The sequence below is a fragment of the Streptomyces sp. NPDC090022 genome, from assembly GCF_044748145.1.
In the GTDB taxonomy this organism is placed as follows: domain Bacteria; phylum Actinomycetota; class Actinomycetes; order Streptomycetales; family Streptomycetaceae; genus Streptomyces.
In genome coordinates, this window is record NZ_JBIVFN010000032.1 from 48,292 (window position 1) to 74,049 (window position 25,758).

General features: G+C 70.6%; 29 protein-coding genes, 4 tRNA genes and 1 other RNA gene. 10 read left to right on the plus strand and 24 right to left on the minus strand.

Going from position 1 to position 25,758, the window contains the following annotated elements; translation table 11 throughout:
- Positions 1-110 precede the first annotated feature (110 nt).
- Genes purL through purS form a run of 3 tightly spaced genes read right to left on the minus strand, consistent with a single transcriptional unit; the run spans position 111 to position 3,291 of the window.
- Entirely contained in the window at positions 111-2,360 is a 2,250-nt protein-coding gene (gene purL, locus ACIPXB_RS33570) for a phosphoribosylformylglycinamidine synthase subunit PurL (protein WP_401456152.1), read from the minus strand.
- On the minus strand, positions 2,357-3,037 hold the full coding sequence (purQ, locus tag ACIPXB_RS33575; protein ID WP_401456154.1) for a phosphoribosylformylglycinamidine synthase subunit PurQ: 681 nt from the start codon (positions 3,035-3,037) through the stop codon (positions 2,357-2,359). Before purQ ends, purL begins: the two co-directional genes overlap by 4 nt.
- A 2-nt stretch (positions 3,038-3,039) precedes the next feature.
- Complete coding sequence (purS, locus tag ACIPXB_RS33580; RefSeq protein ID WP_328969684.1) at positions 3,040-3,291, minus strand: phosphoribosylformylglycinamidine synthase subunit PurS; 252 nt, start codon at positions 3,289-3,291, stop codon at positions 3,040-3,042.
- Positions 3,292-3,613: 322 nt separating this feature from the next.
- Here purS and ACIPXB_RS33585 point away from each other — a divergent pair, with 322 nt between their 5' ends.
- The 8 genes from ACIPXB_RS33585 to ACIPXB_RS33620 all read left to right on the plus strand — a co-directional run bounded on the left by ACIPXB_RS33585 (position 3,614) and on the right by ACIPXB_RS33620 (position 8,193).
- Positions 3,614-3,931 carry an Lsr2 family protein gene (locus ACIPXB_RS33585; protein ID WP_401456156.1) on the plus strand — a complete coding sequence of 106 codons (318 nt, stop codon included), beginning with the start codon at positions 3,614-3,616 and terminating at the stop codon, positions 3,929-3,931.
- 100 nt (positions 3,932-4,031) lie between these two features.
- A tRNA-Gly gene (locus ACIPXB_RS33590) sits at positions 4,032-4,103 on the plus strand.
- Positions 4,104-4,184: 81 nt separating this feature from the next.
- Positions 4,185-4,257 (plus strand) — tRNA-Gly (locus tag ACIPXB_RS33595).
- A 128-nt stretch (positions 4,258-4,385) separates the two neighbouring features.
- Positions 4,386-5,429: an ABC transporter ATP-binding protein gene (locus ACIPXB_RS33600; RefSeq protein WP_401456158.1), complete on the plus strand. Its 1,044-nt coding sequence runs from the start codon at positions 4,386-4,388 to the stop codon at positions 5,427-5,429.
- On the plus strand, positions 5,426-6,199 hold the full coding sequence (locus ACIPXB_RS33605) for an ABC transporter permease (protein WP_401456160.1): 774 nt from the start codon (positions 5,426-5,428) through the stop codon (positions 6,197-6,199). Before ACIPXB_RS33600 ends, ACIPXB_RS33605 begins: the two co-directional genes overlap by 4 nt.
- Before the next feature lie 28 nt (positions 6,200-6,227).
- On the plus strand, positions 6,228-7,490 hold the full coding sequence (locus ACIPXB_RS33610) for a sensor histidine kinase (RefSeq protein ID WP_401456163.1): 1,263 nt from the start codon (positions 6,228-6,230) through the stop codon (positions 7,488-7,490).
- On the plus strand, positions 7,487-8,098 hold the full coding sequence (locus ACIPXB_RS33615; RefSeq protein ID WP_401456164.1) for a response regulator: 612 nt from the start codon (positions 7,487-7,489) through the stop codon (positions 8,096-8,098). Before ACIPXB_RS33610 ends, ACIPXB_RS33615 begins: the two co-directional genes overlap by 4 nt.
- A 22-nt stretch (positions 8,099-8,120) precedes the next feature.
- Positions 8,121-8,193 (plus strand) — tRNA-Gly (locus tag ACIPXB_RS33620).
- Positions 8,194-8,297: 104 nt separating this feature from the next.
- Here ACIPXB_RS33620 and ACIPXB_RS33625 read toward each other — a convergent pair.
- The 6 genes from ACIPXB_RS33625 to ffs form a co-directional block, all read right to left on the minus strand.
- Positions 8,298-9,197 (minus strand): phosphoribosylaminoimidazolesuccinocarboxamide synthase, encoded by a 900-nt coding sequence (locus tag ACIPXB_RS33625; RefSeq protein ID WP_401456166.1) that lies wholly within the window; start codon positions 9,195-9,197, stop codon positions 8,298-8,300.
- A gap of 86 nt (positions 9,198-9,283) precedes the next feature.
- Positions 9,284-10,750, minus strand: coding sequence for a N,N-dimethylformamidase beta subunit family domain-containing protein (locus tag ACIPXB_RS33630; protein ID WP_401456168.1), 1,467 nt, complete (start codon positions 10,748-10,750; stop codon positions 9,284-9,286).
- 319 nt (positions 10,751-11,069) lie between these two features.
- A complete protein-coding gene (locus ACIPXB_RS33635; RefSeq protein WP_401456169.1) occupies positions 11,070-12,692 on the minus strand; it encodes a hypothetical protein in 1,623 nt (540 codons plus the stop codon).
- A 359-nt stretch (positions 12,693-13,051) separates the two neighbouring features.
- A complete protein-coding gene (gene purD / locus ACIPXB_RS33640; RefSeq protein WP_401456171.1) occupies positions 13,052-14,314 on the minus strand; it encodes a phosphoribosylamine--glycine ligase in 1,263 nt (420 codons plus the stop codon).
- Between the two features lie 60 nt (positions 14,315-14,374).
- The gene (locus tag ACIPXB_RS33645; RefSeq protein WP_401456173.1) at positions 14,375-16,630 is read right to left on the minus strand and encodes a DNA polymerase III subunit gamma and tau; all 2,256 of its coding nucleotides are present in this window, start codon (positions 16,628-16,630) and stop codon (positions 14,375-14,377) included.
- Positions 16,631-16,673: 43 nt separating this feature from the next.
- Positions 16,674-16,772, minus strand: an RNA gene (ffs, locus tag ACIPXB_RS33650) — signal recognition particle sRNA small type.
- A 97-nt stretch (positions 16,773-16,869) separates the two neighbouring features.
- On the opposite strand from ffs, the gene ACIPXB_RS33655 reads away from it, so the two are divergent.
- Positions 16,870-16,957 (plus strand) — tRNA-Ser (locus tag ACIPXB_RS33655).
- Between the two features lie 287 nt (positions 16,958-17,244).
- Complete coding sequence (locus ACIPXB_RS33660) at positions 17,245-18,213, plus strand: tyrosine-type recombinase/integrase (RefSeq protein WP_401456176.1); 969 nt, start codon at positions 17,245-17,247, stop codon at positions 18,211-18,213.
- A 454-nt stretch (positions 18,214-18,667) separates the two neighbouring features.
- Here ACIPXB_RS33660 and ACIPXB_RS33665 read toward each other — a convergent pair whose 3' ends face one another.
- From ACIPXB_RS33665 to ACIPXB_RS33735, 15 genes are all read right to left on the minus strand, one after another.
- Positions 18,668-18,910, minus strand: a complete 243-nt coding sequence (locus tag ACIPXB_RS33665) for a hypothetical protein (RefSeq protein ID WP_401456178.1) — start codon at positions 18,908-18,910, stop codon at positions 18,668-18,670.
- Positions 18,907-19,125, minus strand: a complete 219-nt coding sequence (locus ACIPXB_RS33670) for a hypothetical protein (protein WP_401456179.1) — start codon at positions 19,123-19,125, stop codon at positions 18,907-18,909. The genes ACIPXB_RS33665 and ACIPXB_RS33670 overlap by 4 nt, the downstream gene beginning before the upstream one ends.
- Before the next feature lie 90 nt (positions 19,126-19,215).
- Positions 19,216-20,022: a helix-turn-helix domain-containing protein gene (locus ACIPXB_RS33675; protein WP_401456180.1), complete on the minus strand. Its 807-nt coding sequence runs from the start codon at positions 20,020-20,022 to the stop codon at positions 19,216-19,218.
- Positions 20,023-20,084: 62 nt separating this feature from the next.
- A complete protein-coding gene (locus ACIPXB_RS33680) occupies positions 20,085-20,609 on the minus strand; it encodes a DUF6879 family protein (protein ID WP_401456183.1) in 525 nt (174 codons plus the stop codon).
- Entirely contained in the window at positions 20,578-20,823 is a 246-nt protein-coding gene (locus ACIPXB_RS33685; protein ID WP_401456185.1) for a hypothetical protein, read from the minus strand. Before ACIPXB_RS33685 ends, ACIPXB_RS33680 begins: the two co-directional genes overlap by 32 nt.
- Positions 20,824-20,959: 136 nt before the next feature.
- Positions 20,960-21,613 carry a hypothetical protein gene (locus ACIPXB_RS33690; protein ID WP_401456186.1) on the minus strand — a complete coding sequence of 218 codons (654 nt, stop codon included), beginning with the start codon at positions 21,611-21,613 and terminating at the stop codon, positions 20,960-20,962.
- Between the two features lie 275 nt (positions 21,614-21,888).
- Complete coding sequence (locus tag ACIPXB_RS33695) at positions 21,889-22,380, minus strand: hypothetical protein (RefSeq protein ID WP_401456188.1); 492 nt, start codon at positions 22,378-22,380, stop codon at positions 21,889-21,891.
- Between the two features lie 426 nt (positions 22,381-22,806).
- The gene (locus ACIPXB_RS33700; RefSeq protein WP_401456191.1) at positions 22,807-23,031 is read right to left on the minus strand and encodes a hypothetical protein; all 225 of its coding nucleotides are present in this window, start codon (positions 23,029-23,031) and stop codon (positions 22,807-22,809) included.
- Entirely contained in the window at positions 23,028-23,168 is a 141-nt protein-coding gene (locus ACIPXB_RS33705) for a hypothetical protein (RefSeq protein ID WP_401456193.1), read from the minus strand. Before ACIPXB_RS33705 ends, ACIPXB_RS33700 begins: the two co-directional genes overlap by 4 nt.
- 32 nt (positions 23,169-23,200) lie before the next feature.
- The gene (locus ACIPXB_RS33710) at positions 23,201-23,365 is read right to left on the minus strand and encodes a hypothetical protein (protein ID WP_401456195.1); all 165 of its coding nucleotides are present in this window, start codon (positions 23,363-23,365) and stop codon (positions 23,201-23,203) included.
- Between the two features lie 323 nt (positions 23,366-23,688).
- On the minus strand, positions 23,689-23,904 hold the full coding sequence (locus ACIPXB_RS33715) for a hypothetical protein (RefSeq protein ID WP_401456198.1): 216 nt from the start codon (positions 23,902-23,904) through the stop codon (positions 23,689-23,691).
- Positions 23,901-24,107 (minus strand): hypothetical protein, encoded by a 207-nt coding sequence (locus tag ACIPXB_RS33720; RefSeq protein ID WP_390546452.1) that lies wholly within the window; start codon positions 24,105-24,107, stop codon positions 23,901-23,903. Before ACIPXB_RS33720 ends, ACIPXB_RS33715 begins: the two co-directional genes overlap by 4 nt.
- Before the next feature lie 55 nt (positions 24,108-24,162).
- Entirely contained in the window at positions 24,163-24,666 is a 504-nt protein-coding gene (locus tag ACIPXB_RS33725) for a hypothetical protein (RefSeq protein WP_401456201.1), read from the minus strand.
- A gap of 2 nt (positions 24,667-24,668) precedes the next feature.
- Entirely contained in the window at positions 24,669-25,124 is a 456-nt protein-coding gene (locus ACIPXB_RS33730) for a hypothetical protein (protein ID WP_401456202.1), read from the minus strand.
- 152 nt (positions 25,125-25,276) lie between these two features.
- A complete protein-coding gene (locus ACIPXB_RS33735; RefSeq protein WP_401456204.1) occupies positions 25,277-25,702 on the minus strand; it encodes a hypothetical protein in 426 nt (141 codons plus the stop codon).
- Positions 25,703-25,758 lie beyond the last annotated feature (56 nt).

The following is a 25,758-nucleotide window of genomic DNA, read 5'->3' on the forward strand; positions in this document are numbered from 1 at the left end:
TGTCCCCAGCACCGTAGCAACGGAGAACGACAGGGGCCGGGGCCTGTCCACACCCTGTGGACAGGCCCCGGCCCCTGTTCCGTACCGGTTCCGGCCGACCCTGACCCGTGTCAGGCCAGCAGCGCCGGGATCGTGGCCTCGTGGGCCTCGCGGAGCTCGGCCAGCGGGATGCCGAACTCGCCCTGGATCTCGATCTCGTCGCCGTCGACCACGCCGATGCGGGTGGCCGGCAGGCCGCGCGCGCCGCACATGTCGGTGAAGCGGAGCTCCTCGCTGCGCGGGACGGCCACGATCGCGCGGCCCGCGGACTCCGAGAAGAGGAACGTGAACGCGTCCAGCGTCTCCGGTACCACGATCCGCGCGCCGTTGCCGCCGCGCAGGCAGGACTCGGTGAGCGCCTGGATCACGCCGCCGTCCGACAGGTCGTGCGCCGCGTCGATCATGCCGTCGCGGGACGCCGAGATGAGGATCTCGCCCAGCAGCTTCTCGCGTCCCAGGTCCACCTTCGGCGGCAGGCCGCCCAGGTGGCCGTGGACGACCTCGGACCACGCCGAACCGCCGAACTCCTCGGCGGTGTCGCCGAGCAGGTAGAGCAGCTGGCCCGGCTCCGCGAACGCCATCGGCGTACGGCGGTTGACGTCGTCGATCACACCGAGGACCGCCACGACCGGGGTCGGGTGGATCGCGATGTCACCGGTCTGGTTGTACAGCGAGACGTTGCCGCCGGTCACCGGGGTGCCCAGCTCCAGGCAGCCGTCCGCGAGACCACGGGTGGCCTCGGCGAACTGCCACATGACGCCCGGGTCCTCGGGCGAGCCGAAGTTCAGGCAGTCGGAGATCGCCAGCGGCTTGGCGCCGGTCGCGGCGACGTTGCGGTAGGCCTCCGCCAGGGCCAGCTGCGCACCCGCGTACGGGTCGAGCTTGGCGTACCGGCCGTTGCCGTCGGTCGCCATGGCCACGCCGAGGTTGGTGTCCGCGTCGATGCGGACCATGCCGGCGTCCTCGGGCTGCGCGAGGACGGTGTTGCCCTGCACGAAGCGGTCGTACTGGTCGGTGACCCAGGACTTCGAGGCCTGGTTCGGGGACGAGACCAGGGCCAGGACCTGCGCGCGCAGCTCCTCGGAGGTCTGCGGCCGCGCCAGCCTGCCCGCGTCGTCGGCCTGGAGGGCGTCCTGCCACTCGGGGCGGGCGTACGGGCGGTGGTAGACCGGGCCCTCGTGGGCGACGGTGCCCGGGGGCACGTCCACGATCTGCTCGCCGTGCCAGAAGATCTCCAGGCGCTCGCCGTCGGTCACCTCACCGATGACGGTGGCGATGACGTCCCACTTCTCGCAGATCTCCATGAAGCGGTCGACGTGCTGCGGCTCGACGATCGCGCACATGCGCTCCTGCGACTCGCTCATGAGGATCTCCTCGGGCGAGAGCGTCGCGTCGCGCAGCGGGACGGTGTCCAGCTCGACGCGCATGCCGCCGGAGCCGGCCGAGGCCAGCTCGCTGGTGGCGCAGGAGAGCCCGGCGCCGCCGAGGTCCTGGATGCCGGCGACCAGCTTCTCCTTGAAGATCTCCAGGGTGCACTCGATGAGGAGCTTCTCCTGGAACGGGTCGCCGACCTGGACGGCGGGGCGCTTGGTGGGCTTGCTGTCGTCGAAGGTCTCCGAGGCCAGCACGGACACGCCGCCGATGCCGTCGCCGCCGGTACGGGCGCCGTAGAGGATGACCTTGTTGCCGGGGCCGGAGGCCTTGGCCAGGTGGATGTCCTCGTGCTTCATCACGCCGATGCAGCCGGCGTTGACCAGCGGGTTGCCCTGGTAGCAGGAGTCGAAGACGACCTCGCCGCCGATGTTGGGCAGGCCCAGGCAGTTGCCGTAGCCGCCGATGCCCGCGACGACGCCCGGCAGGACGCGCTTGGTGTCGGGGTGGTCGGCCGCGCCGAAGCGCAGCGGGTCGACGACGGCGACCGGGCGGGCGCCCATGGCGAGGATGTCGCGGACGATGCCGCCGACGCCGGTCGCCGCGCCCTGGTAGGGCTCGATGTACGAGGGGTGGTTGTGCGACTCGACCTTGAAGGTGACCGCGTAGCCCTGGCCGACGTCGACGACGCCGGCGTTCTCACCGATGCCGACGAGCAGGGCGGTGTTCTCGGGGGCCTTCTCGCCGAACTGCTTCAGGTGCACCTTGCTGCTCTTGTAGGAGCAGTGCTCGGACCACATGACGGAGTACATGGCGAGCTCGGCGCCGGTGGGGCGGCGGCCGAGGATCTCGCGGATGCGGGCGTACTCGTCCGCCTTGAGGCCGAGTTCCTTCCAGGGCTGGGAGGCGTCCGGGGTTTCGGTGGCGTTCTTGACGGTGTCGAGGCTCATGCGCTGACCAGCTTCTTCAGGACCGAGGTGAAGAACGGGAGACCGTCGGTGCGGCCCGTCCCGATCAGCGGCTCGACCGCGTGCTCGGGGTGCGGCATGAGGCCGACGACGTTGCCCGCGGCGTTGGTGATGCCGGCGATGTCGCGCAGCGAACCGTTCGGGTTCATGTCCACGTACCGGAAGGCCACGCGGCCCTCGGCCTCCAGCTCGTCGAGCGTGCGCTCGTCGGCGACGTACCGGCCGTCCATGTTCTTGAGCGGGACCGAGATCTCCTGGCCCTGCTCGTAGTCGCCGGTCCAGGCGGTGCCGGCGTTCTCGACGCGCAGCTTCTGGTCGCGGCAGATGAAGTGCAGGTGGTTGTTGCGGAGCATCGCACCCGGCAGCAGGTGGGCCTCGGTGAGGATCTGGAAGCCGTTGCAGATGCCGAGGACGGGCATGCCCGCCCGCGCCTGGTCGATGATCGTCTCCATCACCGGCGAGAAGCGGGAGATGGCGCCGGCGCGCAGGTAGTCGCCGTACGAGAAGCCGCCCGCGAGGACGACCGCGTCGACCTGGTGCAGGTCCTTGTCGCGGTGCCACAGCGAGACCGGCTCGGCGCCCGCGATGCGCACGGCGCGCAGCGAGTCCTGGTCGTCGAGCGTCCCGGGGAACGTCACGACTCCGATGCGAGTGGTCACCGTCAGTCCTCGACCTTCACGGTGAAGTCCTCGATGACGGTGTTGGCGAGGAACGTTTCGGCCATCTTGTGGATGCGGTCGAGGGCGGCCTGGTCGACCGGGCCCTCCACTTCCAGTTCGAAGCGCTTCCCCTGGCGGACGTCGGCGATGCCCTCGAAGCCCAGGCGCGGCAGTGCACGCTGCACCGCCTGGCCCTGGGGGTCGAGGATCTCCGGCTTGAGCATGACGTCGACTACGACGCGTGCCACTGGCACTCCCGAGTGGTGGTTGGTGCGAAGGCGGTTCCCTCAGCGTACCCGTCCAAAATTTCTACGCGGGTAGATATCGGACAGCCCCGATCGGCGGCCGGTTTCGGCTTCACCAACGCTTCGCAAAATCCACCGGAAAACCACGCGCTCGGGATTGCGGCGGGACACGCGGAGACAATTAACTGGACTTCACCATGCGCGGGAAATCGCGGTACAAAGGAATCCACCAGGATTCCTGGTGAAACAAGCATTGCCCCGAAACATCCACACAGGCGACATCACCGCACGTCACGCGGGCGGAGATGTCCCCGCGAAGGGACCGATATCCGTGGCGCAGCGCGTAGTAGTCACGATCTCCGACGACCTCGAAGGCGGGGAAGCGGCGGAAACGGTCGCCTTCGGGCTGGACGGTAAGTCGTACGAGATCGACCTCAATCTCGCCAACGCAAAGAAACTGCGGAAGAGCCTGGAGCCGTACGTGGCCGCCGGCCGCCGCCAGGCGCGCTCGGGGAAGGCCTACAAGCACACGGCGCTGGCACCCGACCCGGCGGTCGTACGGGCCTGGGCCCGCTCGCACGACTTCGACGTGCCGCCCCGGGGCCGGATCCCGAAGCGGGTCTACGAGGCCTACAACGCGGCCCACTGACCCCCGATCTGATCCCGATTTGCCAACCACCCCCCGGCATCCGCTAGTGTGTGGATCACGCCGAGGGGCCAAGACCGCAGGTCAGAACCCCGAAGGTCGTGCGGGTGTAGTTCAGTAGCAGAACATCCCCCTTCCAGGGGGAAGGCGCAGTGTGCGATTCCTGTCACCCGCTCTGCATAAAGCTTTACCGACCACTGCTGTGGATCAGGTAGAGTGGTGCACGCACCGATCAGTGAAAGCTGATCGGCAGCATGCGGACGTGGCTCAGTTGGTAGAGCATCACCTTGCCAAGGTGAGGGTCGCGAGTTCGAATCTCGTCGTCCGCTCGTGAAGGAAAGGCCCCGGTCATCAGACCGGGGCCTTTCTCGTGTACCGACTGCCCGATGACATTTGTCATCGGGGGTGATGACAGCCCGCACTGCTGCCGTCACCGGTCCGCGGCGAGTCTGGAGTCATGACTGACACCGACCAGACAGTGATCGAAGTCGAGGGACTGCGCCGCGGCTACTCCGGAGGATTCGAGGCCGTCCGCGGGATCTCCTTCTCCGTCGCCCGCGGCGAGATCTTCGCCCTCCTCGGCACCAACGGGGCCGGCAAGACCTCCACCGTCGAGCTGCTGGAAGGGCTGGCCGCGCCCGGCGGCGGCCGGGTCAGGGTCTTCGGGCTCGACCCGTACAAGCAGCGTGCCGCGGTACGGCCGCGTACCGGGGTCATGCTCCAGGAGGGCGGCTTCCCCTCCGACCTGTCCGTCACCGAGACCGTGCGGATGTGGGCCGGGGTCACCACCGGGGCCCGGCCGGGGGCCGAGGTGCTGGAGCTGGTCGGGCTGGCCGCGCGCGGCGACGTACGGGTCAAGCAGCTGTCCGGCGGCGAGCGGCGGCGCCTGGACCTGGCGCTGGCCCTGCTGGGGCGGCCCGAGGTGCTGTTCCTGGACGAGCCCACCACCGGGATGGACCCCGAGGGCCGCCGGGACACCTGGGCGCTGGTGTGGGCGCTGCGGGACGAGGGCACCACGGTCGTGCTGACCACGCACTACCTGGAGGAGGCCGAGGAGCTCGCGGACCGCCTCGCGATCCTGCACGAGGGCGAGATCGTGCTCTCCGGCACCCCGGCCGAGGTCACCGCGACCCGCCCGTCCCGGATCCGCTTCACCCTGCCCGAGGGCGTCGCCCCGGCCCGGCTGCCGCTGTCGCTGCGGGCCGCGGCCGAGGGCCGGCGGGTGGAGATCCGTACCGATCAGCTCCAGGCCGCGCTGGGCGAACTGCTGCGCTGGGCCGACGAGGCCGACGTGCAGCTCGCCGGGCTGGACGCCCGGTCCGCCTCGCTGGAGGAGGCGTTCCTGGAGATCGCGCAGAGCCGCCGGGCCGGCGCCGCGGACGGCCCGCGGACCACCGACCGGAGCACGGACCGGAGCACGGACCGGAGCACGGACCGGACGACGGCGCAGGCCACCGCGCAGACCACCGACCGTACCGAGAAGATGGCAGGCACCCGATGAACACGCTGACCCTCGACCCCGGGCGGCTCTTCGCGCTCGGCCGCTCCGAACTCACCCTGCTGGTGCGCAACCGCGCCACGCTGTCGGTGGCGCTGCTGATGCCGCTGGTGATGGTCTACGTGCTGCACTCCTCGCTCGGCGAGTTCGACCTGGAGGGCGGCACGGCGGCGATCGGCGAGGCCACCCTGACCGGCGGCATCGGCATGGTGCTGATCCTCGTCGTCTACATGAACCTCGTCTCCGCGTACGTCGCCCGGCGCGAGGAGCTGGTCCTCAAGCGGCTGCGCACGGGCGAGGCCGGCGACCTCGAGATCCTGGCGGGCACCGCGCTGCCCTCCGCCGTCCTGGCGCTCCTCCAGGTCGTGGTGCTGGCGGTGGCCGGGGCGGCCGCCCTGGACGCGACGGCCCCCGACAACCCGCTGCTGGTGGCGGCCGCTGTGCTGGCGGGCATCGTGATGCTGGCCGGGATGTCGGCCGTGACCAGCTCCTTCACCCGCAACGTGGAGAGCGCCGGTATCACCACGCTGCCGCTGTTCCTGGTGACCACGGTGGGCTCGGGGCTGTTCGTCCCGACGGACACGATGCCCGAGAAGCTGGCCTCGGTGTGCGAACTGCTGCCGCTGAGCGGTGTGATGACCCTGGTGCGCGCGGGCTGGACCGGGACGGAAGCGGGTACCGACCTGGCGCGCGCCGCCCTGGTCACGCTGGCCTGGATCGTGATCACGGTGTTTGCTGTCCAGAAGTGGTTCCGCTGGGAGCCGCGCCGCTGATCAGCGGAAACGAGGGGGGACGGGGAACGTGTCGAAACTGACCGGGTGGTGGAAGAACCGCAGTCAGGCCGCGAAGGTCGAGGTGTACACCCGCTGGTCCTTCCACTTCTTCGTCCTGATCGAGATCGTCTCGATCTCCCTGACGCCCCTGCCCAACGCGGGGAAGGGACCGGGCCCGTTGGAGTGGGCCCTGTGCCTGATGGTGTGCGCGCACGCGGTGTTGTGCGGAATGCTCTCCTCCAAGGCCCTGGACTGGGTGGTGGAACGGCGGGACCGGCCGGTGCGGATGCTGGGCGTCCTGCTCGGCGCCACGGGCGGCGCGGTGCTGTGCGTCCTCGTCCTGGAGAGTTCCGGGCGGCTGCCGACCGGGGTCGGCGCGACGCTCGTGGTGGGGATGACCTGCTGGTCGAGCGGCTCGGTGGTGCTGTGCCTGAAGAAGGTCCGGCACATGCGGTACGTCGCGCCGGCCGTCGCCCTCGCCACGGGCCTGGCGGCCCTGGCCCTCGGTCTGCCCGGCGCCGACGTCCTCGGCTACACGATCGGCGTCCTGATCGCCGCCGTGTTCCTCTCCTTCACCTGCGGGTTCTCGTCCTGGCTGCTGACGACCGTGTGGGAGCTGGACCGATCGCGCGAGCTGGAGGCCCAGCTGGCGGTGGCCGAGGAACGGCTGCGGTTCGGCCGCGACCTGCACGACGTGATGGGCCGCAACCTCGCGGTGATCGCCCTCAAGAGCGAGCTGGCGGTGCAGCTGGCGCGGCGCGAACGCCCCGAGGCGGTGGAGCAGATGATCGAGGTCCAGCGGATCGCGCGGGAGTCGCAGCGCGAGGTGCGCGACGTGGTGCGCGGCTACCGCCAGGCCGATCTCACGGTGGAGCTCGAAGGCGCCCGCGGGGTGCTGAGCGCCGCCGGGATCGACTGCCGCGTGGAGCGGCGGGAGCGGCGTACGCTGCCGCCGGCGGTGCAGTCGGCGCTGGGCTGGGTGGTGCGCGAGGCCACCACCAACGTGCTGCGGCATGGGGACGCCCACCGCTGCGTGATCCGGCTCACGGCGGGAACGGGGGACTCGCTGGAGCTGGTGGTGGAGAACGACGGCGTCCCGGCGGAGCCCGCCGGGCGCCCCGGCTCCGGACTCGCCGGGCTGCGCGAGCGGCTCGCCTCGGTGGACGGGACGCTGGAGGCGGGACGGATCGCAGGCGGCCGGTTCCGGCTGACCGCGCGGATCCCGGAGCACGAGCTGCGGGTGGAGAGCCCCGAGGTTGCCGAGATCTCTGAACAGGAGGTGCGGGCGTGAGCCCCGTACGTGTACTGCTGGCCGACGACGAACACCTGATCCGGGCCGCGGTCGCCGCGCTCCTGGCGCTGGAGGACGACCTGCTGGTCGTGGCCGAGGCGGCGTCGGGGCCGGAGGCGCTGGCGATGGCGCGGGCGCACCGGCCGGACGTGGCCGTGCTCGACATGCAGATGCCGGGGGCGGACGGTGTGAGTGTCGCCACATCGCTGCGGGCCGAACTCCCGGACTGCAAGACCATGATCGTGACCAGTCACGGCCGTCCCGGGCACCTGAAGCGGGCGCTGGCGGCGGGGGTGCGGGCCTTCGCGCCCAAGACCGTCTCGGCGCAGAAGCTCGCCGAGATCATCCGGACCGTGCACGGCGGAGGCCGCTACGTGGACCCGGAGTTGGCGGCCGACGCGATCAGCGCCGGGGACTCGCCGCTGACCGCGCGGGAGGCCGAGGTGCTGGAACTCGCGGCGGACGGGGCGCCGATCGCGGAGATCGCGGAGCGGGCCGTGCTGTCGCAGGGGACGGTACGGAACTACCTCTCGTCGGCGGCCTCGAAGCTGGGTGCGGAGAACCGGCACACGGCGGTACGTCTCGCACGCGAGCGAGGTTGGGTATAGTGGGTCTCGCGCTACGGCGCATGCGGACGTGGCTCAGTTGGTAGAGCATCACCTTGCCAAGGTGAGGGTCGCGAGTTCGAATCTCGTCGTCCGCTCGTGAAGCGAAGGCCCCGGTCATCAGACCGGGGCCTTCGTCGTGTCCGGAGCCCCGCCCGGGAGCCCGTTTCCGGGCCCCGGGGCCGGGGGCTGCCGTACGCGGTTACGACCAGGCCTGGCCGGTGATCCGCTCGTACGCCTCGATGTACTTGGCGCGGGTCGCCTCGACGATCTCCTGCGGCAGGGCCGGCGGGGGCGTCTCGCCGTGCCGGTCCCAGCCGGAAGCGGGCGAGGTCAGCCAGTCGCGCACGAACTGCTTGTCGTAGCTCGGCTGGGCGTGGCCCGGCTCCCACGCGTCGGCCGGCCAGAAGCGGGACGAGTCCGGGGTCAGCACCTCGTCGGCGATCACCAGTTCCCCGTCGGCGAAGCCGAACTCGAACTTGGTGTCCGCGAGGATCACGCCGCGCTCGCGGGCGATGTCGCGGGCCCGGCCGTAGACGGCGAGGGTGGTCTGGCGGAGTACGGCGGCGGTCTCGGCGCCGACCTGGCGGGCGACCTCCTCGTACGAGACGTTCTCGTCGTGCTCGCCGACGGCGGCCTTGGCGGCCGGGGTGAAGATCGGCGCGGGCAGCTCGGAGCCGTCCACCAGGCCCTCGGGGAGGGCGAGTCCGCAGACGGTGCGGGTCTGCTCGTACTCGGCGAGGCCGGAGCCGGTGAGGTAGCCGCGGGCCACGCACTCCACCGGGATCATCTCCAGGTTCCTGCACACGAGGGTGCGGCCGGCCCAGTCGGCGGGGGCGCCGGCGGGCAGGTCGGTGCCCAGGACGTGGTTCGGGACGAGGTCGGCGAGCTGGTCGAACCACCACAGGGACAGCTGGGTCAGGACGCGGCCCTTGTCCGGGATCTCGGTGGGGAGCACCCAGTCGTACGCGGACATGCGGTCGCTGGCGACCATGACGAGATCGCCGGCCTCGTTCCGGTAGAGGTCGCGCACCTTGCCGGTGTGGAGGTGGACGAGGCCGGGCACCTGCACCGGCTCGGGCTTTTCGACGAATCCGGACACGGGGTCTCCCTGTGGTTCTGTACGAGCGCGGTCCCATTCTCCCGTACGGGTGCGCGCCCGCGGGCACGGGGCCCCTCGTCCGCCCGTCAGTCGCGCTTGCAGATCCGGTCGAGGAGGTTGGCCGTGGCCCGCTGGATCCGCTCGTCGACATGGCCCGGGCGGTCGAGGGCCGGGGACCAGGCGAAGGTGCCGGAGGCGAAGACGAGGGCGCCGCTGGGGGCGCGGTACAGCGAGGTCTCCTGGTGCCGGCGGTGGCCGTCGCCGTCCTCGTACGGGGAGTGGGCGAGCAGGATCCGGTCCCGGTGCTCGGGGAGCTGGGTGCGGGGGAAGTAGCGGTCGGCCTCGCCCGCGACCAGGCCGTCGAGCTCGTCGCCGTCGGCGGCGCCGGTGGAGTCCCACAGCCAGTGCGTGGCGTTGCGGACGATCAGCGGGGCCGGTTCGGGGACGCGGCCGGCGTACTGGATGCCCAGGAGCTGCTGTTCGGGTCGGTCGACCTCGCGCCAGAGGGTGGGGCGGCCCGGCCCGCGGCGTTTTCGGCACGTGAGCAGGCGGTCGGGGACCCCGGAGGGGGAGGGGCTCAACTCGACCTGCCAGTACATGGTGTTGGCGGAGAGGAAGACCAGCGAGGTGCCGTGTTCGCGGGCGGCCTCGGCGGTCCGGCGCATGGGCGCCGACCAGTACTCGTCGTGGCCGGGGAAGACCAGGCCCCGGTAGCGGGCCGGGTCGACGCGGCCGGAGTGCAGGTCGCGGGTGTCGGCGTAGGCGAGGTCGTAGCCGTAGCGCTCGGCCCAGCGGATGAAGTCGTAGGCGTGCCCGACGTGCAGGGGGAGGCCGGCGCCGGCGTAGGGGCGGTCGAAGGACACGGTGATGGCCGCGTCCTTCTCGCCGAGGAGCCGGCCGTCCTCGTCCCAGGCGTGGTACAGGCTGGCGCCGGTGCGGCCGTCCTCGGGATAGAGGTTGTACGCCTGCCAGGTGATGTCGGGCAGGAGGAGCAGGAGGTCGGCGGGGTGGTCGTCGCGGACCGTGAAGGGGATGTGCGAGCGGTAGCCGTCGGCGGTGGTGAGGACGGCGACGTAGGCGCCGAGGTTCCAGTACGAGGGGACCTGGAGCCGCCAGGACAGCCACCAGTGGTGGCAGGAGACGGTCCGGTCGGCGGTGAGGGGGGCGGGCTGGACGATGCCGCTGAGCCGGGGACTGGAGTGGATCTTGCTGGCGCCGTCGCCGCCGTAGTGGCCGATGCGGTAGACGTCGACGGAGAACTGCTGGGGCGGGTCGACGGTGACGTGGAAGTCGATGGCCTCGCCGGGGGCCACGGCGCCGGTGGAGGCGAAGCCCTTGATCTGGCGGTGCACGTCGTCGGCGGTCCGCGGGCCGCCGGAGCTGCGGTCGGCGCGGGGGCCGGGGATGTCGACGTACCAGGGCACGACCTGGCCGGTGTCGTCGAAGTACAGCTCGCTGCCCCGGAACCACGGCAGGGGGCCCTGCCCGAAGGGATCGCTCACCGCGTGGGCGAGCGCGCCCGACTCCCACCGCCGGATCTGGTCGGCACCCATACCGCTCTCCCCTCCCTGTCCCGGGCTCCCCCGAACGCGGCCCGTCCGCGACCGGTCCCAGCACATCACATAACGCACGCAGTCCGTCACCGTTCGTCGCGAATTGACGCGACCGGCTCTGCGGGGGCGGGGGCACGGGGCACGTCCCGCGGGGCGTGGGGCGGGCGGCGGCCCGGGACGGGGCCGGCCGGCTGGACGGCTCGCCCGGGCGCCGCGGGGGCACGGGCTCCCGCCCCGCGGTGGCCGCGCGGGGCGGGGGGGGGCAGGTGGCCGGGCGGGCGCGTATCGGTGGGGAGGGGGAGGGCCCGGGCGGGGGCGGTCAGACCAGGCGGACCGGTTTTTCCGGGCGGACGCCGATTTCGGTCAGCCAGTCGCGCAGGGGGCCCGCGTCGCCGTCCTCGACCAGGGACAGGACGCGCGGGGCGAGGTCGGCGCGGCGTTCGCCGGCGACCAGGAGGACCGGGCCGTCCAGCCAGTCAAGGCCCGGCGCGGCGCCCGCCGAGTCGACCGCGGCACAGCACACCATCGCCGTGACGTGGTCGGCCAGCAGGTCCCGGCCGCTCCTGGGCGGCTGGAGGGGGAACAGCGGCACCGCGTCCGCCCCGCGCGCGTGCGCCTGCCCGGCACCGCCGGACCGCTCCTCACGCGCCAGGTCACCGCTCAGCAGGCCGGCGAGCGCGTCGCACTCCCCGCTCGTGGCCAGGTAGTCCAGCACCCGCTCCAGCGTCGGCCCCGCGAACCCGTCCGCCGACGGCGGCGGCGCCGGCACCGGCGCGGCACCCGCCGGCACGGCCATTGCGTCCAGCGCGTGGTGCAGCCGCGCCGCCTCCGTGCGCCACTTGCGGTCCACGACCTCCTCCGGGTACGCCGACCAGGCCACCGGCGACCAGCCCGGCCCCGGCTGGGCCGGGCCGCCGTGGAAGAGCCGGGCCGCCAGCAGCGACGCCGCCTCGTCCACCACGCCCGGTTCCTCCAGCAGGTCGCACGCCGGCCGCTCGCCGAGCCGGGAGGTGAACCCCTCGGCCAGGCGGTCCCGCCGGGACAGCTCGGTCAGCGCCGAGACCACGCCCGCGTCCAGGTGGGCCGGCCAGCGGCCCATCCGCCACGCGGGCAGCGCGACCCGGGTCAGCAGCCGGTCCCAGCCCGCGTAGGCCAGGCCCACCTGCTCCTGGGCGACGATGCGCAGCCCGTAGTCCACGCTCTGCGCCCGCTCCGAGGCGGCCGCGGCCACACCGCGCTCCATCTCGGCGGCGTCCGCGCGGCACAGCCGCAGCAGCAGCCGGGCCGGCCGGGCGATCCAGCCCAGCCCCCGCCCGTTGCCCACGTCCACCGCGGCGTCGAGCCCGCGGACGAAGCGCCGCGCATCGGCTATGTCGGGGTGCGCGGAAGGACCCGTACCGGCGACGACCGGGGCGAGGACCGCCCGCAGCTCGCCGACCCGCATCCACCACAGGAACGGGGAGCCGATGACCAGCACCGGCGCGGCTCCCGGGTCCGCGGCATCCGATATGCCCCGGCGCCGGTGCGCGGCGTGCGTACGGTCCTCCAGCCAGCTGTCGCAGTCGGGCGTCAGCGCTATCGCGGACGGCGCCGGGACCTCCAGCCGCTCGGCCAGGTCCCGCACCAGGCGGTAGAGGTCGGGGGCGGCGGCCTCGGACAGCGGCACCGTGGGTGTCACGGCCGGGCTCGCCCGCAGCACCACCGCGGCGAAGATCCCGCCGGTCAGCAGCACCACGGCGGCGACGGCGCAGACCACCAGGGTCACGACCGGCCAGGGATCCCCGGTCAGCCGTCCCGTCATACGCGCGGTGACCAGCACCACCGCGACGGCGGCCGGCAGCAGCACGACGGCCAGCGCCGTACTGCGCACCCGCAGCACGGCGAGGGCCCGCGAGCGCGCGGACCACGCGCCCGCCTCCATGAACGAACCGGTTCCGGACACGACCGGACCTCACCCCCTCTGCCCTGCGGCGGCTTTGCTCACTCCCCCACTGTGACACCCGCCACCGACATCGCAATGCCGGTGGGCCAAGTGCCGGAATGCTTGCGCCGCACCCTAGTTGGGGTGTGCCCGGCCGTCAGGCGGACCGTGCATCGATCACCCGATGGAATGGCTTTGGGTAAAGCTGACCGCGGCCGGGCGTACTCGCCCGAGTGCTCGCCCGAGCACTCGCCCGAGCACGCACGCGCGCGGGCCCGGGCGCGCTGTCGGCGCTCCGGGCCCGCGGGGCTCGATCCTGCTCGTTCGTCCGGACCGGCCGCTCGCACGGCCGGTCCCGCGGCCGCTCACACGGCCGCCGCTCAGCGGCCGCCGGCCGCCCGCGCCGCCTGGGCGGCGATGTCGGTGCGGTGCTGCGAGCCGGCCAGCCGGATCCGCGCGACCGCCTTATACGCCCTCTCCCGCGCCTGTGCCAGGTCCGGACCGGTCGCCGTCACCGACAGCACCCGTCCGCCCGCACTGACGACGGCGTCACCCTCGCGCCGGGTCCCGGCGTGCAGGACGTACGCGTCGGGGGCGTCCTGCGCCGCGATCGCGTCCAGGCCCTCGATCGGGTCGCCGGTGCGCGGCGTACCGGGGTAGTTGTGGCTGGCCACGACCACCGTGACGGCCGCGTCGTCGCGCCAGTTCAGCGGCGGCTCGGCGTCCAGCGTGCCGTTGGCGGCGTTCAGCAGGACGCTGGCCAGCGGGGTGCGCAGCCGGGCGAGGACGACCTGGGTCTCGGGGTCGCCGAAGCGCGCGTTGAACTCGATCACGCGCACGCCGCGCGAGGTGATCGCCAGCCCGGCGTAGAGCAGGCCGGAGAACGGCGTGCCGCGGCGGCGCAGCTCGTCGACGGTGGGCTGCAGGACGGTGGCCATGACCTCGTCGACCAGCTTCGGGTCCGCCCACGGCAGCGGCGAGTACGCGCCCATGCCGCCGGTGTTGGGGCCCTGGTCCCCGTCGAGCGCGCGCTTGAAGTCCTGGGCGGGCTGGAGGGGCAGGACGGTGACGCCGTCGGTGATGGCGAAGAGGGAGACCTCGGGGCCGTCGAGGTACTCCTCGATGACGACGCGGTCGCAGGCCAGCGCGTGCGCACGGGCCGCCTCGCGGTCCTCGGTCACCACGACGCCCTTGCCCGCGGCCAGGCCGTCGTCCTTGACGACGAACGGGGCGCCGAAGGCGTCGAGGGCCTCGTCGACCTCCTCGGGGGTGGTGCAGACGTACGAGCGGGCCGTCGGGACGCCGGCCGCCGCCATGACGTCCTTGGCGAAGGCCTTGGAGCCCTCCAGCCGGGCCGCCTCGGCGGACGGGCCGAAGACGGGTACGCCGGCCGCACGGACGGCGTCGGCGACCCCGGCGACCAGCGGCGCCTCCGGGCCGACGACGACCAGGCCGGCGCCGAGCCCGGTGGCCAGGCGCGCGACGGCGTCGCCGTCGAGCTGGTCGACCTCCCGCAGCTCGGCCACGTCCGCGATCCCGGCGTTACCGGGGGCGCAGTACAGCGCGGTGACGTCGGGATCGAGGGACAGAGAGCGGCACAGGGCGTGTTCGCGGGCGCCGCCGCCGATGACGAGGACCTTCACGCCGCTCAGCCTAGCCCGCGCCGCAGGGTTCCCTTCGTGCGGGCACCCAACTCGGCACCGCTACTCGTTCGTATATTCCTCCACCACCGTGGCTCCGAGCTCGCGCACGATCAGGTCGTGACCGCTGAGCGCGCTCTCGACCAGGTCCGGGTCGTCGTCCTCCGGTACGTCGTCCTCGGGGGCGACGGGCGGCGGGGCCGCGGCCTGCGGCGGCGGGGTCCGGTCGGGGGCGGGGGCCGCCTGCGGGGCCGGGGGCGCCGGCGTGTGCGCCGGGGTGGCCGGCGCGGGGGCGGGGGCCGGCGGGGGCGTGTGGGCGGGGGCCGCGGGGGCGCCGTACGCGGGCGCCCCGCCGTACGCGGACGGGGCGGCGGGCGCGGGGCCGCCACCGCCCACGACGGCGTCGATCTTCCAGTTGACCTGGAACTGCTCGGCCAGGACCGCCTTCAGCACGTCCTCGCTGCCGCTGCTGGAGAAGTTGTCCCGGGCGCCGGGGTTGGGGAAGCCCAGCTGGAGGGTCGTGCCGTCGAAGCCGGTGACCTGGGCGTTCTGGCTGAGCAGGATCCAGGTGAAACGGCGGCGGTTCTTGACGGCCTCCAGGATCCCGGGCCACATGGCCTGCACCTGGCCGGCCCCGGCGGCCATGCCGGGGGACGCGGCCGCGGCGGGCCGGTCGGGCGCGGGAGCCGCCGGCTGCGGCGCCGGGGCAGGGGCGGCGGGGGCGGGGGCGGACCCGGGCGCGGCGGCGCTCGGCCACGCACCGGCCGCGGCGGGAGCGGCGGGAGCGGCGGCCCCGGGCTTCGCCGCCCCCGGCCAGGCGCCAGGGGCAGGCGCGGGTGCGGCCCCGGGCTGAGCGGCACCGGGCCAGGAGCCAGGGGCGGGCGCAGCCGGGGCGGCGGGCGCGGCGGCGACCGGCTCGTCCCGGACGGGGACGGGCGCGGGCGCGGGCGCGGGCGCCGGAGCGGGCGGGGCGACGGGCGCACCGGGGGCCCCGGCCCCCCGTACGGCGGCACGCGCCCCGGCCGGACCCTCAGCGGCCGGAACAGACGCAACGGACGGAACGGACGGAACGGGACCGGCGGGCGCGACGGGAGCCATGCCGTGGGCCTCCGGCCCCGGGACGTACCCCATGACGGGCGCGCCCTGCGCAGCCATCACCACACCGCTGCGCTCCAGCCGGTCGAGGCGGGCCTGGAAGGACCGCTCGTCGTCGAAGGCGGCCGGCAGCAGCACCCGCGCACAGATCAGTTCGAGCTGGAGCCGGGGCGAGGTCGCCCCGCGCATCTCCGTGAGACCGGCGTTGACGAGGTCGGCCGCCCGCGACAGCTCGGCGGCGCCGAACACCGAGGCCTGCGCCTGCATCCGTTCGACCACGTCGGCCGGGGCGTCGATCAGGCCCTTCTCCCCGGCATCGGGCACGGCGGCCAGGATCACCAGGTCGCGCAGCCGCTCCAGCAGGTCGGCGACGAAGCGGCGCGGGTCGTTGCCGCCCTCGACGACGCGGTCCACGACCTCGAAGGCGGCCGCGCCGTCCCCGGCGGCGAACGCGTCCACGACGGAGTCGAGCAGCGAGCCGTCCGTGTACCCGAGGAGGGAGGTGGCCATGGCATACGTCACACCGTCGTCGGCCGCGCCCGCCAGCAGCTGGTCCATGACGGACATCGAGTCACGCACGGACCCGGCGCCGGCCCGCACGACCAGCGGCAGCACCCCGTCCTCGACGGGGATGCCCTCGCGGCCGCAGACCTCACCGAGGTACTCGCGCAGCGTGCCGGGGGGCACCAGCCGGAACGGGTAGTGGTGCGTGCGGGACCGGATGGTCCCGATGACCTTCTCCGGCTCGGTCGTGGCGAAGATGAACTTGAGGTGCTCCGGCGGCTCCTCGACGACCTTCAGCAGGGCGTTGAACCCCGCCGAGGTGACCATGTGGGCCTCGTCGATGATGTAGATCTTGTACCGGCTGCTCGCCGGGCCGAAGAACGCCTTCTCGCGCAGGTCACGGGCATCGTCCACGCCACCGTGCGACGCGGCGTCGATCTCGATGACGTCGATGGAACCCGGCCCGTTGCGCGCGAGGTCCCGGCAGGACTGGCACTCCCCGCAGGGCGTGGGGGTGGGACCTTGCTCACAGTTCAGGCAGCGGGCGAGGATGCGCGCACTCGTGGTCTTGCCGCATCCGCGCGGGCCACTGAACAGGTACGCGTGATTGACCCGGTTGTTACGCAGGGCCTGCATGAGCGGAGCGGTGACATGCTCCTGCCCGATGACCTCGGCGAACGACTCAGGGCGGTAGCGGCGGTACAGCGCAAGGGACGACACGCTTACGAGCGTATCCGGGCCCACCGACAACGACGGCCACCGAACGCAAAGCGCCCCCCACGCACCCGCCAGAGCCCACTTACCCTTGCTGCCTTCCGGCCCTGGGGGAGTTGGGTGAGATAGCGCCACGTGAGGGGCTGGCCCCAGCGTAGCCGATGGACGCCCCCGGAATCGACCCGCTCCCCCACCCTGCGGATCACGTTCGCGAGCACCCCTCAGCGTCTTGTATTGTTTGCGGCGGAGGATTCGCCTAGAGGCCTAGGGCGCACGCTTGGAAAGCGTGTTGGGGGCAACCCCTCACGAGTTCGAATCTCGTATCCTCCGCCATCAGACCCCTGATCTGCGACTTCGCGGATCAGGGGTCTTGTGTTTGGTGCTGCGACTCATCGTCCACCGCCTGTTAGGCAAGACGCTTCGGCGATCAGAACTTGTCTAGCGGCAGACCACGAGAGGTCTCCACCGTGGCAGCACGCAATCCACTGCGAGCACAGCAGCGCGTCTCGGCGCCTGTGAGCACGACGACGACACAGAGCACGCACACGCTCTCACCGGCGCCAGTACACGCGCTCAGGAGCGCCGAGGACGTACGCACAGCGCTGATCGTAGAGCTTGAGTTGCACCTGAGCACCACGACGAACAAGAAGGGTCGCCCCTTCCAGCGCCGGACGGTCAACGCCTACAAGTACGCGGCGACCCAGCTTCACCACTGGCTCACCGCCTCTCCGCAGATCAACGCGGTGGGTGTGGGAGTCGAGTCGTTCACCGACGTGGACACCGCCGTCCTGAACCGGTACTTCCGCTGGTACTACGAGGCGCACGACGTGCCCAAGAGCCAGGACGGCAAGGGCGGGTACACCGGCGGGACGAACACGACCCAGCGCAACCTGCGGGCGATGTTCGCCTACCTCGCCGAGGAGTACGAGCACCCCGACCCGTACGCGGACCCCAAGCTCCAGCGCTACGCCACGCCGCCCATGGGCAAGCCCAAGACGCTCTCCGAGGAGTTCGTGAACGACACCCTCGCCGTCACCGCCTGGGGTCCTGAGCCACGGCGCAAGGAGTTCCACTGCGTCCGTGATCACGCACTCCTCCGCGTACTGACCGAGGGCCTTCGGTCGGACGAGCTGCTGAACCTGCGGGTCCAGGACCTCGACCTGCGCGCCGGCACTCTGGTCGTGCTCCCGATCAAGATGGACCGCAACAGCCTGGACGGCCGAGTGATCCCTCTCCAGCCGAAGACAGTGAAGGCACTGACCCGGTACCTCCGCCTCCGCGCCCTCCACAAGCGAGCGGCCGATGCCTGGCTCTGGCTCGGGACACGGAACCGCTCGCGGCTCCTGTACGCCGGGCTGCACCGCATGGTGAAGAGGAGGGCCGAGGAGGCGGGCTACGACCCGTCGGTCGTCTCTCCCCACTCCTTCTGTCACACGTGGGCCGACGACCTGAAAGCGCGGGGAGTCAGCGGCGAGCACATCATGGCTGTGCGCGGCTGGAAGTCTCCCGCGATGCTCCGGCGGTACGGAGCGGACATGGCGAGCACCCGAGCAGTGAACGCGGTCCAGGCCCTGGGCGACAGGTACTAACCACGGCCCGGGACACAGCACTCCCCGTGCTGATCACTCGGCACTGATCCACGGCTGAGCCCAGACACACGAGCGGTGGGTGTGGAACGTCCCATGTCCCACACCCACCGTGATCACTGACCGAGGTACTGGCGGAGGGCCTTGAGCCTGATTTGTCGCTCGCCAGGCTTATCGGCTTGGTGGAACTGGAAGCAGGCCGCGCCGTCGCAGCAGACCACGGACGCCTTCAAGCCTCGCGTCCGGGCATGCGCCCTCACCGCCTTGGCGAAGGCTTCGGGCTCGACGGAGAAGTCTCGGCCTTGCTCGACCCTCCACATCTTCCCGTCGGTCCACTCGCTCCAGGGGTAGCTCGACCCGGGTTCTGACACGGCACCTTCTGTCATGGGATCCACTTCACTAGGTGGCCACCTGCGCACTCGGGGCAGGGGACCTTGAATCTGTAGCGGCAGGCCACTCAGCCAGTGGCCTTGTCGGCCCTGGTGACCCTCGCGTGGTCGGTGAAGACCCGACGGAAGATGTCGTGCCCCGTTCGACCCGTGTGCTCCAGCGCCCAGTCCTGGGCGGCGGTCTGCTCCTCGTAGGTGGTGGAGTGCTCGCCACATCCGGGGGCGACACAGAACGTCTCGTAGGTAACACCGCCATCAGCGATATGGCGGATCGTGTGCTCCACGAAGCGGTACGTGGCCCGGGTGCTCATGAGTGACCGACCGGGTGACGGCGGATGATCACGTTGCAGTCCGTGACCGTGGTCAGGTCGCCGCCCGCGTACGCACGGGTCCGGACGTTGGCGACCTCGTTGCAACCCGCGCACCCTTCGACGGGCGTCGGGTCGTTGCAGACGCCCCACTCGCGGAGCGGCAGCTCCTCGTCCTTCGCCTGGTAGGTCCTGGGTTCCGTCCTCGACTCGGCCATGCCAGCTCCTCGCGTCGTCTGCGTGGTGACAACGCTAGGAATTGATCATGATTGGGCCCAACCAAGTTCTACAGAGTTCTACGCCAGTTTTTAGCCCAGCGCGTCGAGGGCGTTGGTGATCAGAGCACGAGCCCCAGCCCCGTAGACAGCCATCTTGTGCAGCTCCGTGAACGCCTTGAGGTAGAGGGCGATCTCACTGGGCGCGGTGACTGTGATCTTGGCCGACAGGAGTTCCACCAAGACTTGCCGGTCGTCGTACAGGTTGAAGGACTCCAAGGTCCACATGCCGGTCCTGGGGCGCCCGAAGGGGATGATCCCGAGAGAGACGGACGGCAGCGACATGACCGAGAGCAGGTGCCCGAGCTGTCCGGCCATGCATTCGGCATCTCCCACCTGGTACCGAAGGACAGACTCCTCCAGAAGCATGGTGAAGCGGTGGTCTCCCTCGTAGAGGACGCGGGCGCGCTTCATGCGGCTGTCCACGGCCGCTTCAAGGTCGTCGGGGATCTCGTGGAACTGACCGACGGTACGCAACAGAGCGGAGGCGTATGCCGGCGTCTGGAACAGGCCGGGTACCAGGAAGGACGCGTACGCACGTCGGCGTCTGGTGCGGTCGTTCAGCTTGCGGGAGGCTTCCTGCATGGGCAGGAGACCCCCGCGCTGGAGTCGCTTCCACTCCACGTACGCGGCCTCAGCAGTCCGCGAGCGTGCGATGAGATCGGGGGCCTGACCTTCGGCGCCGCACGCCTCGCACCATGCCCGGATGTCCTGGTCCGAGGGCGCGGTGACGCCGTTCTCCAGCCGAGACACCTTGGACTTGTGCCAGCCACACCGAACAGCCAATTCGTGGCCGTGGAGGCTGGCATCCTTCCGAAGCTCCTTAAGCCGCTCAGCCACGGCGGTACGTGCCTGAGCGGCGCTGGAGGACTGGGGCATAGGCATGGGCTACGTCGCCGTGGTCAGATCACGAACTCCTCGTGGGGTGTGGCACGTTCCCAGACGGCTGCGAAGGCGTTGGAGCAGAGCCGCACAGTGGCCGGGTCGTCGTTCATCTCGTGCCCGATCACAGCTCCGTCCCCGGCGAAGTGCCCGAAGCGGATCAGCCGGTCATCGAACAGCCAGAAGTCCGTTCCTGGAAGGGCCAGGTCGGTAGCCAGCCGACGAGGGAGCCAGCGCACCTCTTCGCCAGCCGCCAGGTTCACGAAGGTGCTGGCGTGCTCGAACCGGATGTACTCGGAGGCCGGGAGCGAGACGATTCGGGCCCGCTGAACCCGGACACCACGCCGAACTGCTCCCTGGATCATCTCCACCCAAGGACGCGCGGTCTCCAGGGCATCGGGCGCGATAGTGCGGTGCTTCCGCCACTCAGCGAATTCCGCGGCTTCCGACTCCACCCCGTAGTGATCCCGCATCTCCACGCGGACCACGGAGTGACGGGCCTCCGCCAAGAGGTCAGAGAACGCGGGCGCGCTCCTCAGCGACATCGAGGGCCTTCCTGATCTGATCCACCATGCTCGCCGGGATGCGGAACACGCCCTCGTGGTCGGGGATGCTGCCGACCTTGAGACATTCCGCTTCCGTGGCCTTGTCGGCTTTCCAGCCCTGGAAGACGAGATCGGCCGTCGCGTCGTCCACCCATACGCTCGGGCAGTCTTCCAGCTTGCTGTTCGGGTCCTTGCCGAAGAAGGTTAGGTCCATGACGTGCACTCCTGACTAGTCAGTTGCGTCTGGTTGCACGAGCGTCGCCCTCTCAGCTGAGCGTCGTCAAGAGCGCGTCAGAGCACACCGGCCGACACCAACACGGCTTCATTACCTGCTCGTTCGCTCCGGGAACCTAGTCCGACATCTGCAAGTTGCGGCGTGCGTTGGCAGCCCAGTCCTTGATGCCTGCCGTCAAGGCGCTCCGAGATGCCTCGGCCCGATCTTGGGGCGGACCCACGTTGCGGTCGGTGAAGATCGCGTTCACAACGTCGCCGATGTCAGCCATAGCCTGCCAAGCCAGCTTCATCAGGGCCTCGGCTGCATCCGCTTCCGCAGGATCCGCAGCCAGACGGAGAGCCGACTCCCGGAACCACAAGCTCTTGAAGCTCTCGGTCAGTTCCGTCCTGGCTCCGTCCAGATCGGGCTGCTCACCATTCGCTCCGCCAAGATTGTCGATGGCGACAGCGCAGAGGGCAGCCAGGTGCATGATCTGCATATGCACCGCGTCAACCTGCCCCAGGAACGCGGCATACGCTTCACGCCGAACCTGCCAGACCGATTCTTGACGCTGCCCCGATAGCTGCGCTCGTACGCCAGCCAGGGCCGCATCAACCTGCGCAGCTGCCTGCTCACGGGCTCCTGCGATCTGCGCAGCCGCCGTCTCTTTGGCCCCTGCGATCTGAGCAGTCGCCGTCTTGTGCGCCGCCCACAGAGCACCGCCAGCAGTTGCCACCACGCCGACTACCCCGATACTCGCAGCCCATATGGCTGCTACCCCTTGATCCATGCTGCGCGATTATGCCGACGGCCAGGGGTGTACGGCACGGAGTTCGAGCACTCGTCTCGCACTGCGCACTGACGCTCTCGCGTGCGCTTGCCCGTTAGGAGCGCAGAACGACGCCTCTCGGGAGCTGTGAGCGCTCGCGCGTCTCTCACTGCGTCTGCGCGCGCCGATCTCTCCAGACGAGCGCACAGCGTTTCGGCAGGTCAGCGCGTGCCGGCGAGTCCACCGAGATGCCCCCGACTCAGTGAGCCGAGGGCATCTCTGCTGGGTGTGGGACGTCAGACGGTGACGCGCTCAACCGTGCTGGCGGGGATGCGCTGGCGCTTGCCCTCGGCGTCGGTGAACTGGAGGAACTTGATGGAGTAGCCGGTGATGCACTGGGCCTCGAAGGGCTCTTCCACACCCGCCACGTAGATGCTCGCGGGCTTGTCCTTGTGGTCGCGCCACGTCTCGGGGGTGATCTCGACGGCAGCGCCGGACAGGGCGGCGACGCAGGGGTCGCAGAGCGGGTCAACGTCGATGCTCTCGGCGGCAGTCGTCACGTACGCCTCACCGCACTTGCCGCACGTCTCCTCGCGGGCAACGGCGACGGGAGCCGGAGCGGTCTCGGCAGCAGCCGCTACGACGGCAACGGGCGACTTCTCGGCCTTCGCCTTGCTCGCGGTGTCGGCCGGTGCAGCGGCGGCGCGCAGAGCTGCCCGGCACTTCGCACGGGCGACCTTCGTGGACGGGTGGGGGCACTGGGCGTGAGAGAAGCGGGCCTTCGTCATCGTCTGCTCCTTGGGTCGTCGTGTCGTGGTGACACGGCTGACGCTCCCAAGCGAGAGACGGCCGTCCGTAGGGGTACAGCGGCTCTCCGTGGCAAAGCGTTATGAAGGCATGGCCTCGGGCTCACTCAGCGGCTGGTGTGGCACGACGCCGCTTATGAGCAACCCGCCTGCTGGCTCGGCGTTCAGCAGCGCGCCGACGGATGCACGGGCGGCACTTGGCGAACCCCTTCGGGCTCACGTAGGCGTTCGTCTCGTTGAGCTCGTGCCCGCTAGGGCAGTGGGTTCGTCCACCCATCCGACGGAGCAGGATGGTGACGATCGGGTGCATGGGTTCGGGGTCCCAGGATCTCGCCGCTGCCCGACACTTCTCGCGCTCATTCTTGCTCGTCGGGTGGTCGCAGTTCGCGTGCGCTCGTAGAGCCATCGCTACCTCGGCGCTACGTTCGCGAGGCTCGTGGCGATGCTGGCCAGCGAGATGAAGACGGAGCCGCCCACGGCGTACCGCCACTTCTCCAGGGAGCCGAGCCGCTTCTCCGTCATGGCATTAGTGCCGGCGTGCTGCTGGAGATCGGCAGTCTGGGCGAGCAGGGTGTCCAGCTTGGCTTCGATGCGAGCCATGTGCTCCAAGTGCTCGCGGGGTATCTCGCTCACAGGTTCGGCTCCTGCCATGACAGCCAGTTGATCTCGGTGTCCACATCGTTGGTGCGGTAGATGTAGATGGTCACGCCGGTCGTGCTGGAGAAGCGGGTGCCGAGTTCCTTGATCTTGGTCCACGGGTCCTGGCTCACCGCGGTCAGCATGACGTTCGGGACGGGCTGGGTCAGGGGGGGACCGCATCCCACGGGGACCGCTGTACGTGGTTGAACTTCACATCCACGGAGGCCGGGGTGTTCGCCTCGGGGCTCATCACGACGGAGCCCATCAGGATGTTCCCGGCCGTTACGGCTCCAGTGACGATCAGGTCGTCATTGATGACGGTGGTCATGATCAGCTCCCTTCGGTGTGGGGGGCGGCACGTATGCCCAGCCCGGACGGGATCGAGCCAACAGACCCTCGTATTGCAGCCGACCGATGTACAGGGCGGCCGTCGCGTGGTCACCCTCGAAGAACTCGTGAGCGGCGGTGTGAAGGCTGACTGGCCCACCGTCTCCGGGACCAGTTCCCCACGGCTTCGAGCACTCGGCCTCGATGAAGTCGAGGAGCCAGCCCTTCAACTCTGGGTCAATCTCGGTCGTCATGGTCAGCTCCCTTCGGTGGGGGGTGTGGGCGATCCCGCGTACATCTCCCACACCCCCGGTCTGAGTGCCGCTACGAACCGACCAGGTAGACCCGACGCATGGTCTTCTCCCGGCCCACGAGCTTCACGCGGCCTTGCTCGTGCAGGCGGTCTAGGGCGGCTTCGATCTCCCGCCCGTCGATGCCGAGGAACCCCCCGACGACGCGGGTCCAGTAGATCCCGCCGTCTTCCTTACGGGTTCGCTCGATGTAGCGGACGACCCTGTCTTCCAGATCCGCGGGGCTCATGCGTTCAGGTCGGCCTGGATGCCGGCGAGCGCCGGACCAGTGACGGCGGGCTGGTGGTTCGTGCAGTACGAGCGGTCCGGGAACGCAGCCTTGCCGTTCTCCACGCGGAGCATGTTCAGGAGCTTGAACGCGACGGCGCGGTCACGGATGCCCGCTTCGATCACGGTCTCCAGCTCGGTCGTCTCTAGTGCGATGGCAGCCATTTGCTTTGCCTCCTTGGGCGGTTTGGTTTGCTGGCTGGCGGGTGTGGAACAGGCGTCAGTCGAGGGTCCGGCGGGCCCGGAGCATGAGCTTGGCTAGGACGCGGTCCTGGGTGATCGGGACGCTGTTCGGGTCCACGTACGGGTCGCCGGGCTTGGGCTCGCGGCGCTCGGCCGTGGCCGCCTGCTCCAGCCGCTTCCGCTCCCGCTCGGCTCCCGCAGCGTTCAGCCGGGGCATGTCCTCATGCAGGGCACGGCGGCGCTCCTGGTCCTGGAGGTGCTCGATCTCGCGGAGGATCTGGGCTCGGGCTGCTGCCTGGCTGATCCCACGCTCCTCGGCCCGCCTCGTAACCTCGGAGTTGAGGGCCAGGACGTACTTCTGCGGCGGCTGGCCGGGCAAAGCCGAGCCGGAACCGTACGCCCGGATGCGCTCCGCGATCTCCGCAGAGGCACCAGTGAGCTTGGCACTCTCAGGCTTGCCGGGACGCTGTACCGGCTCGGGCTCCTCGGGACTCTCTCCCCGAAGGATGGCCAGAATGTCGTAAGCACGCTTGTCGGGCATGGCTATGCCTCCTCGTAGTCGGGGACGGCATCGCCGTAGCCCTCTCGAACGTCTTGGGTGTGGTGCTGCTGGCGCCACGCGTCGAACTCACGAACCCATTGGGCGTGGCGGGCATCGTGACGCTGTTGCCTGTCCAGGCGTTCCGTCTCGTCCAGTCCGTCAGGAAGCCAGCTCGACGGTCGGCGGGGCGGGAACATAACCGCCAGTTCCGCATCACGCGGGTCGGGTCGGGTGATGAGCCCGTTCCGTCGTGCGTACTCCTGCCGGGCCTGCTCCTTGGCCAAGGACGCCGTCCGGCGCTTCACCTCGGCTTCGGGGATCTCCACGACCTCGCACGGGAGAGAGGCCCGGTAACGGGAGATCTCCTCCATGTTCATTGCGCCGCCTCCGCCCGGGACTTCCCGGATACAGCGGGCGAGCGCTTCGGTGGGCAGCTCGGTTCGGGCCGCCCAGATCATGTCGCCGAGGTCAGACCAGATCGTCTTGGGGCGGTAGCGGCATCCACCGTCATGAGCGGCGCACGTGACCACGCGGCCTTGCTCATCTACCACACCACCGACAGCTAGCAACTTCTGCCGGCGTTCGAACTGGCCCACCGCTGCGAGAGGCATTACGGCTCACTCCAGACCGGGTCAGCCTGGTCGTGGATGAGGTTCAGCGACTCCATCTCCACCGTCAGCTTCGACGGCATCTCCAGACCGAGGAGCTTGGACTTCTTCATCACCAGGTCGGCGATCGTGCGGTGAACGCTGTTCTTCTCCGCGACCGTCTCAGCGCCCTTGAGGGCCTGGTACGAGCGACGGATCATCTCGTTCAGGCTCGACTCCACGTCGGTCCTCATGTCGTTGAGGGAGTCCTCACCGAGGATGCGGCGGGCCCGAGCGAGACGACGGTTCACGACCTCGCCGGTCACTCCGAAGTGGCGGGCCAGGGCGGCCTTGGTGTTGCCCTCCAGAAACAGCCGGTAGACCTTCTCGGCCTCGCGGTCCAGTTCCTCATTGGAGAGATGCCCCGCACCCATTGCCTTTCCACTCACGATTACCCCCTCCCAACCAACCGAATTCCAAGCGATATCCGAGCGATTCGCTTTCT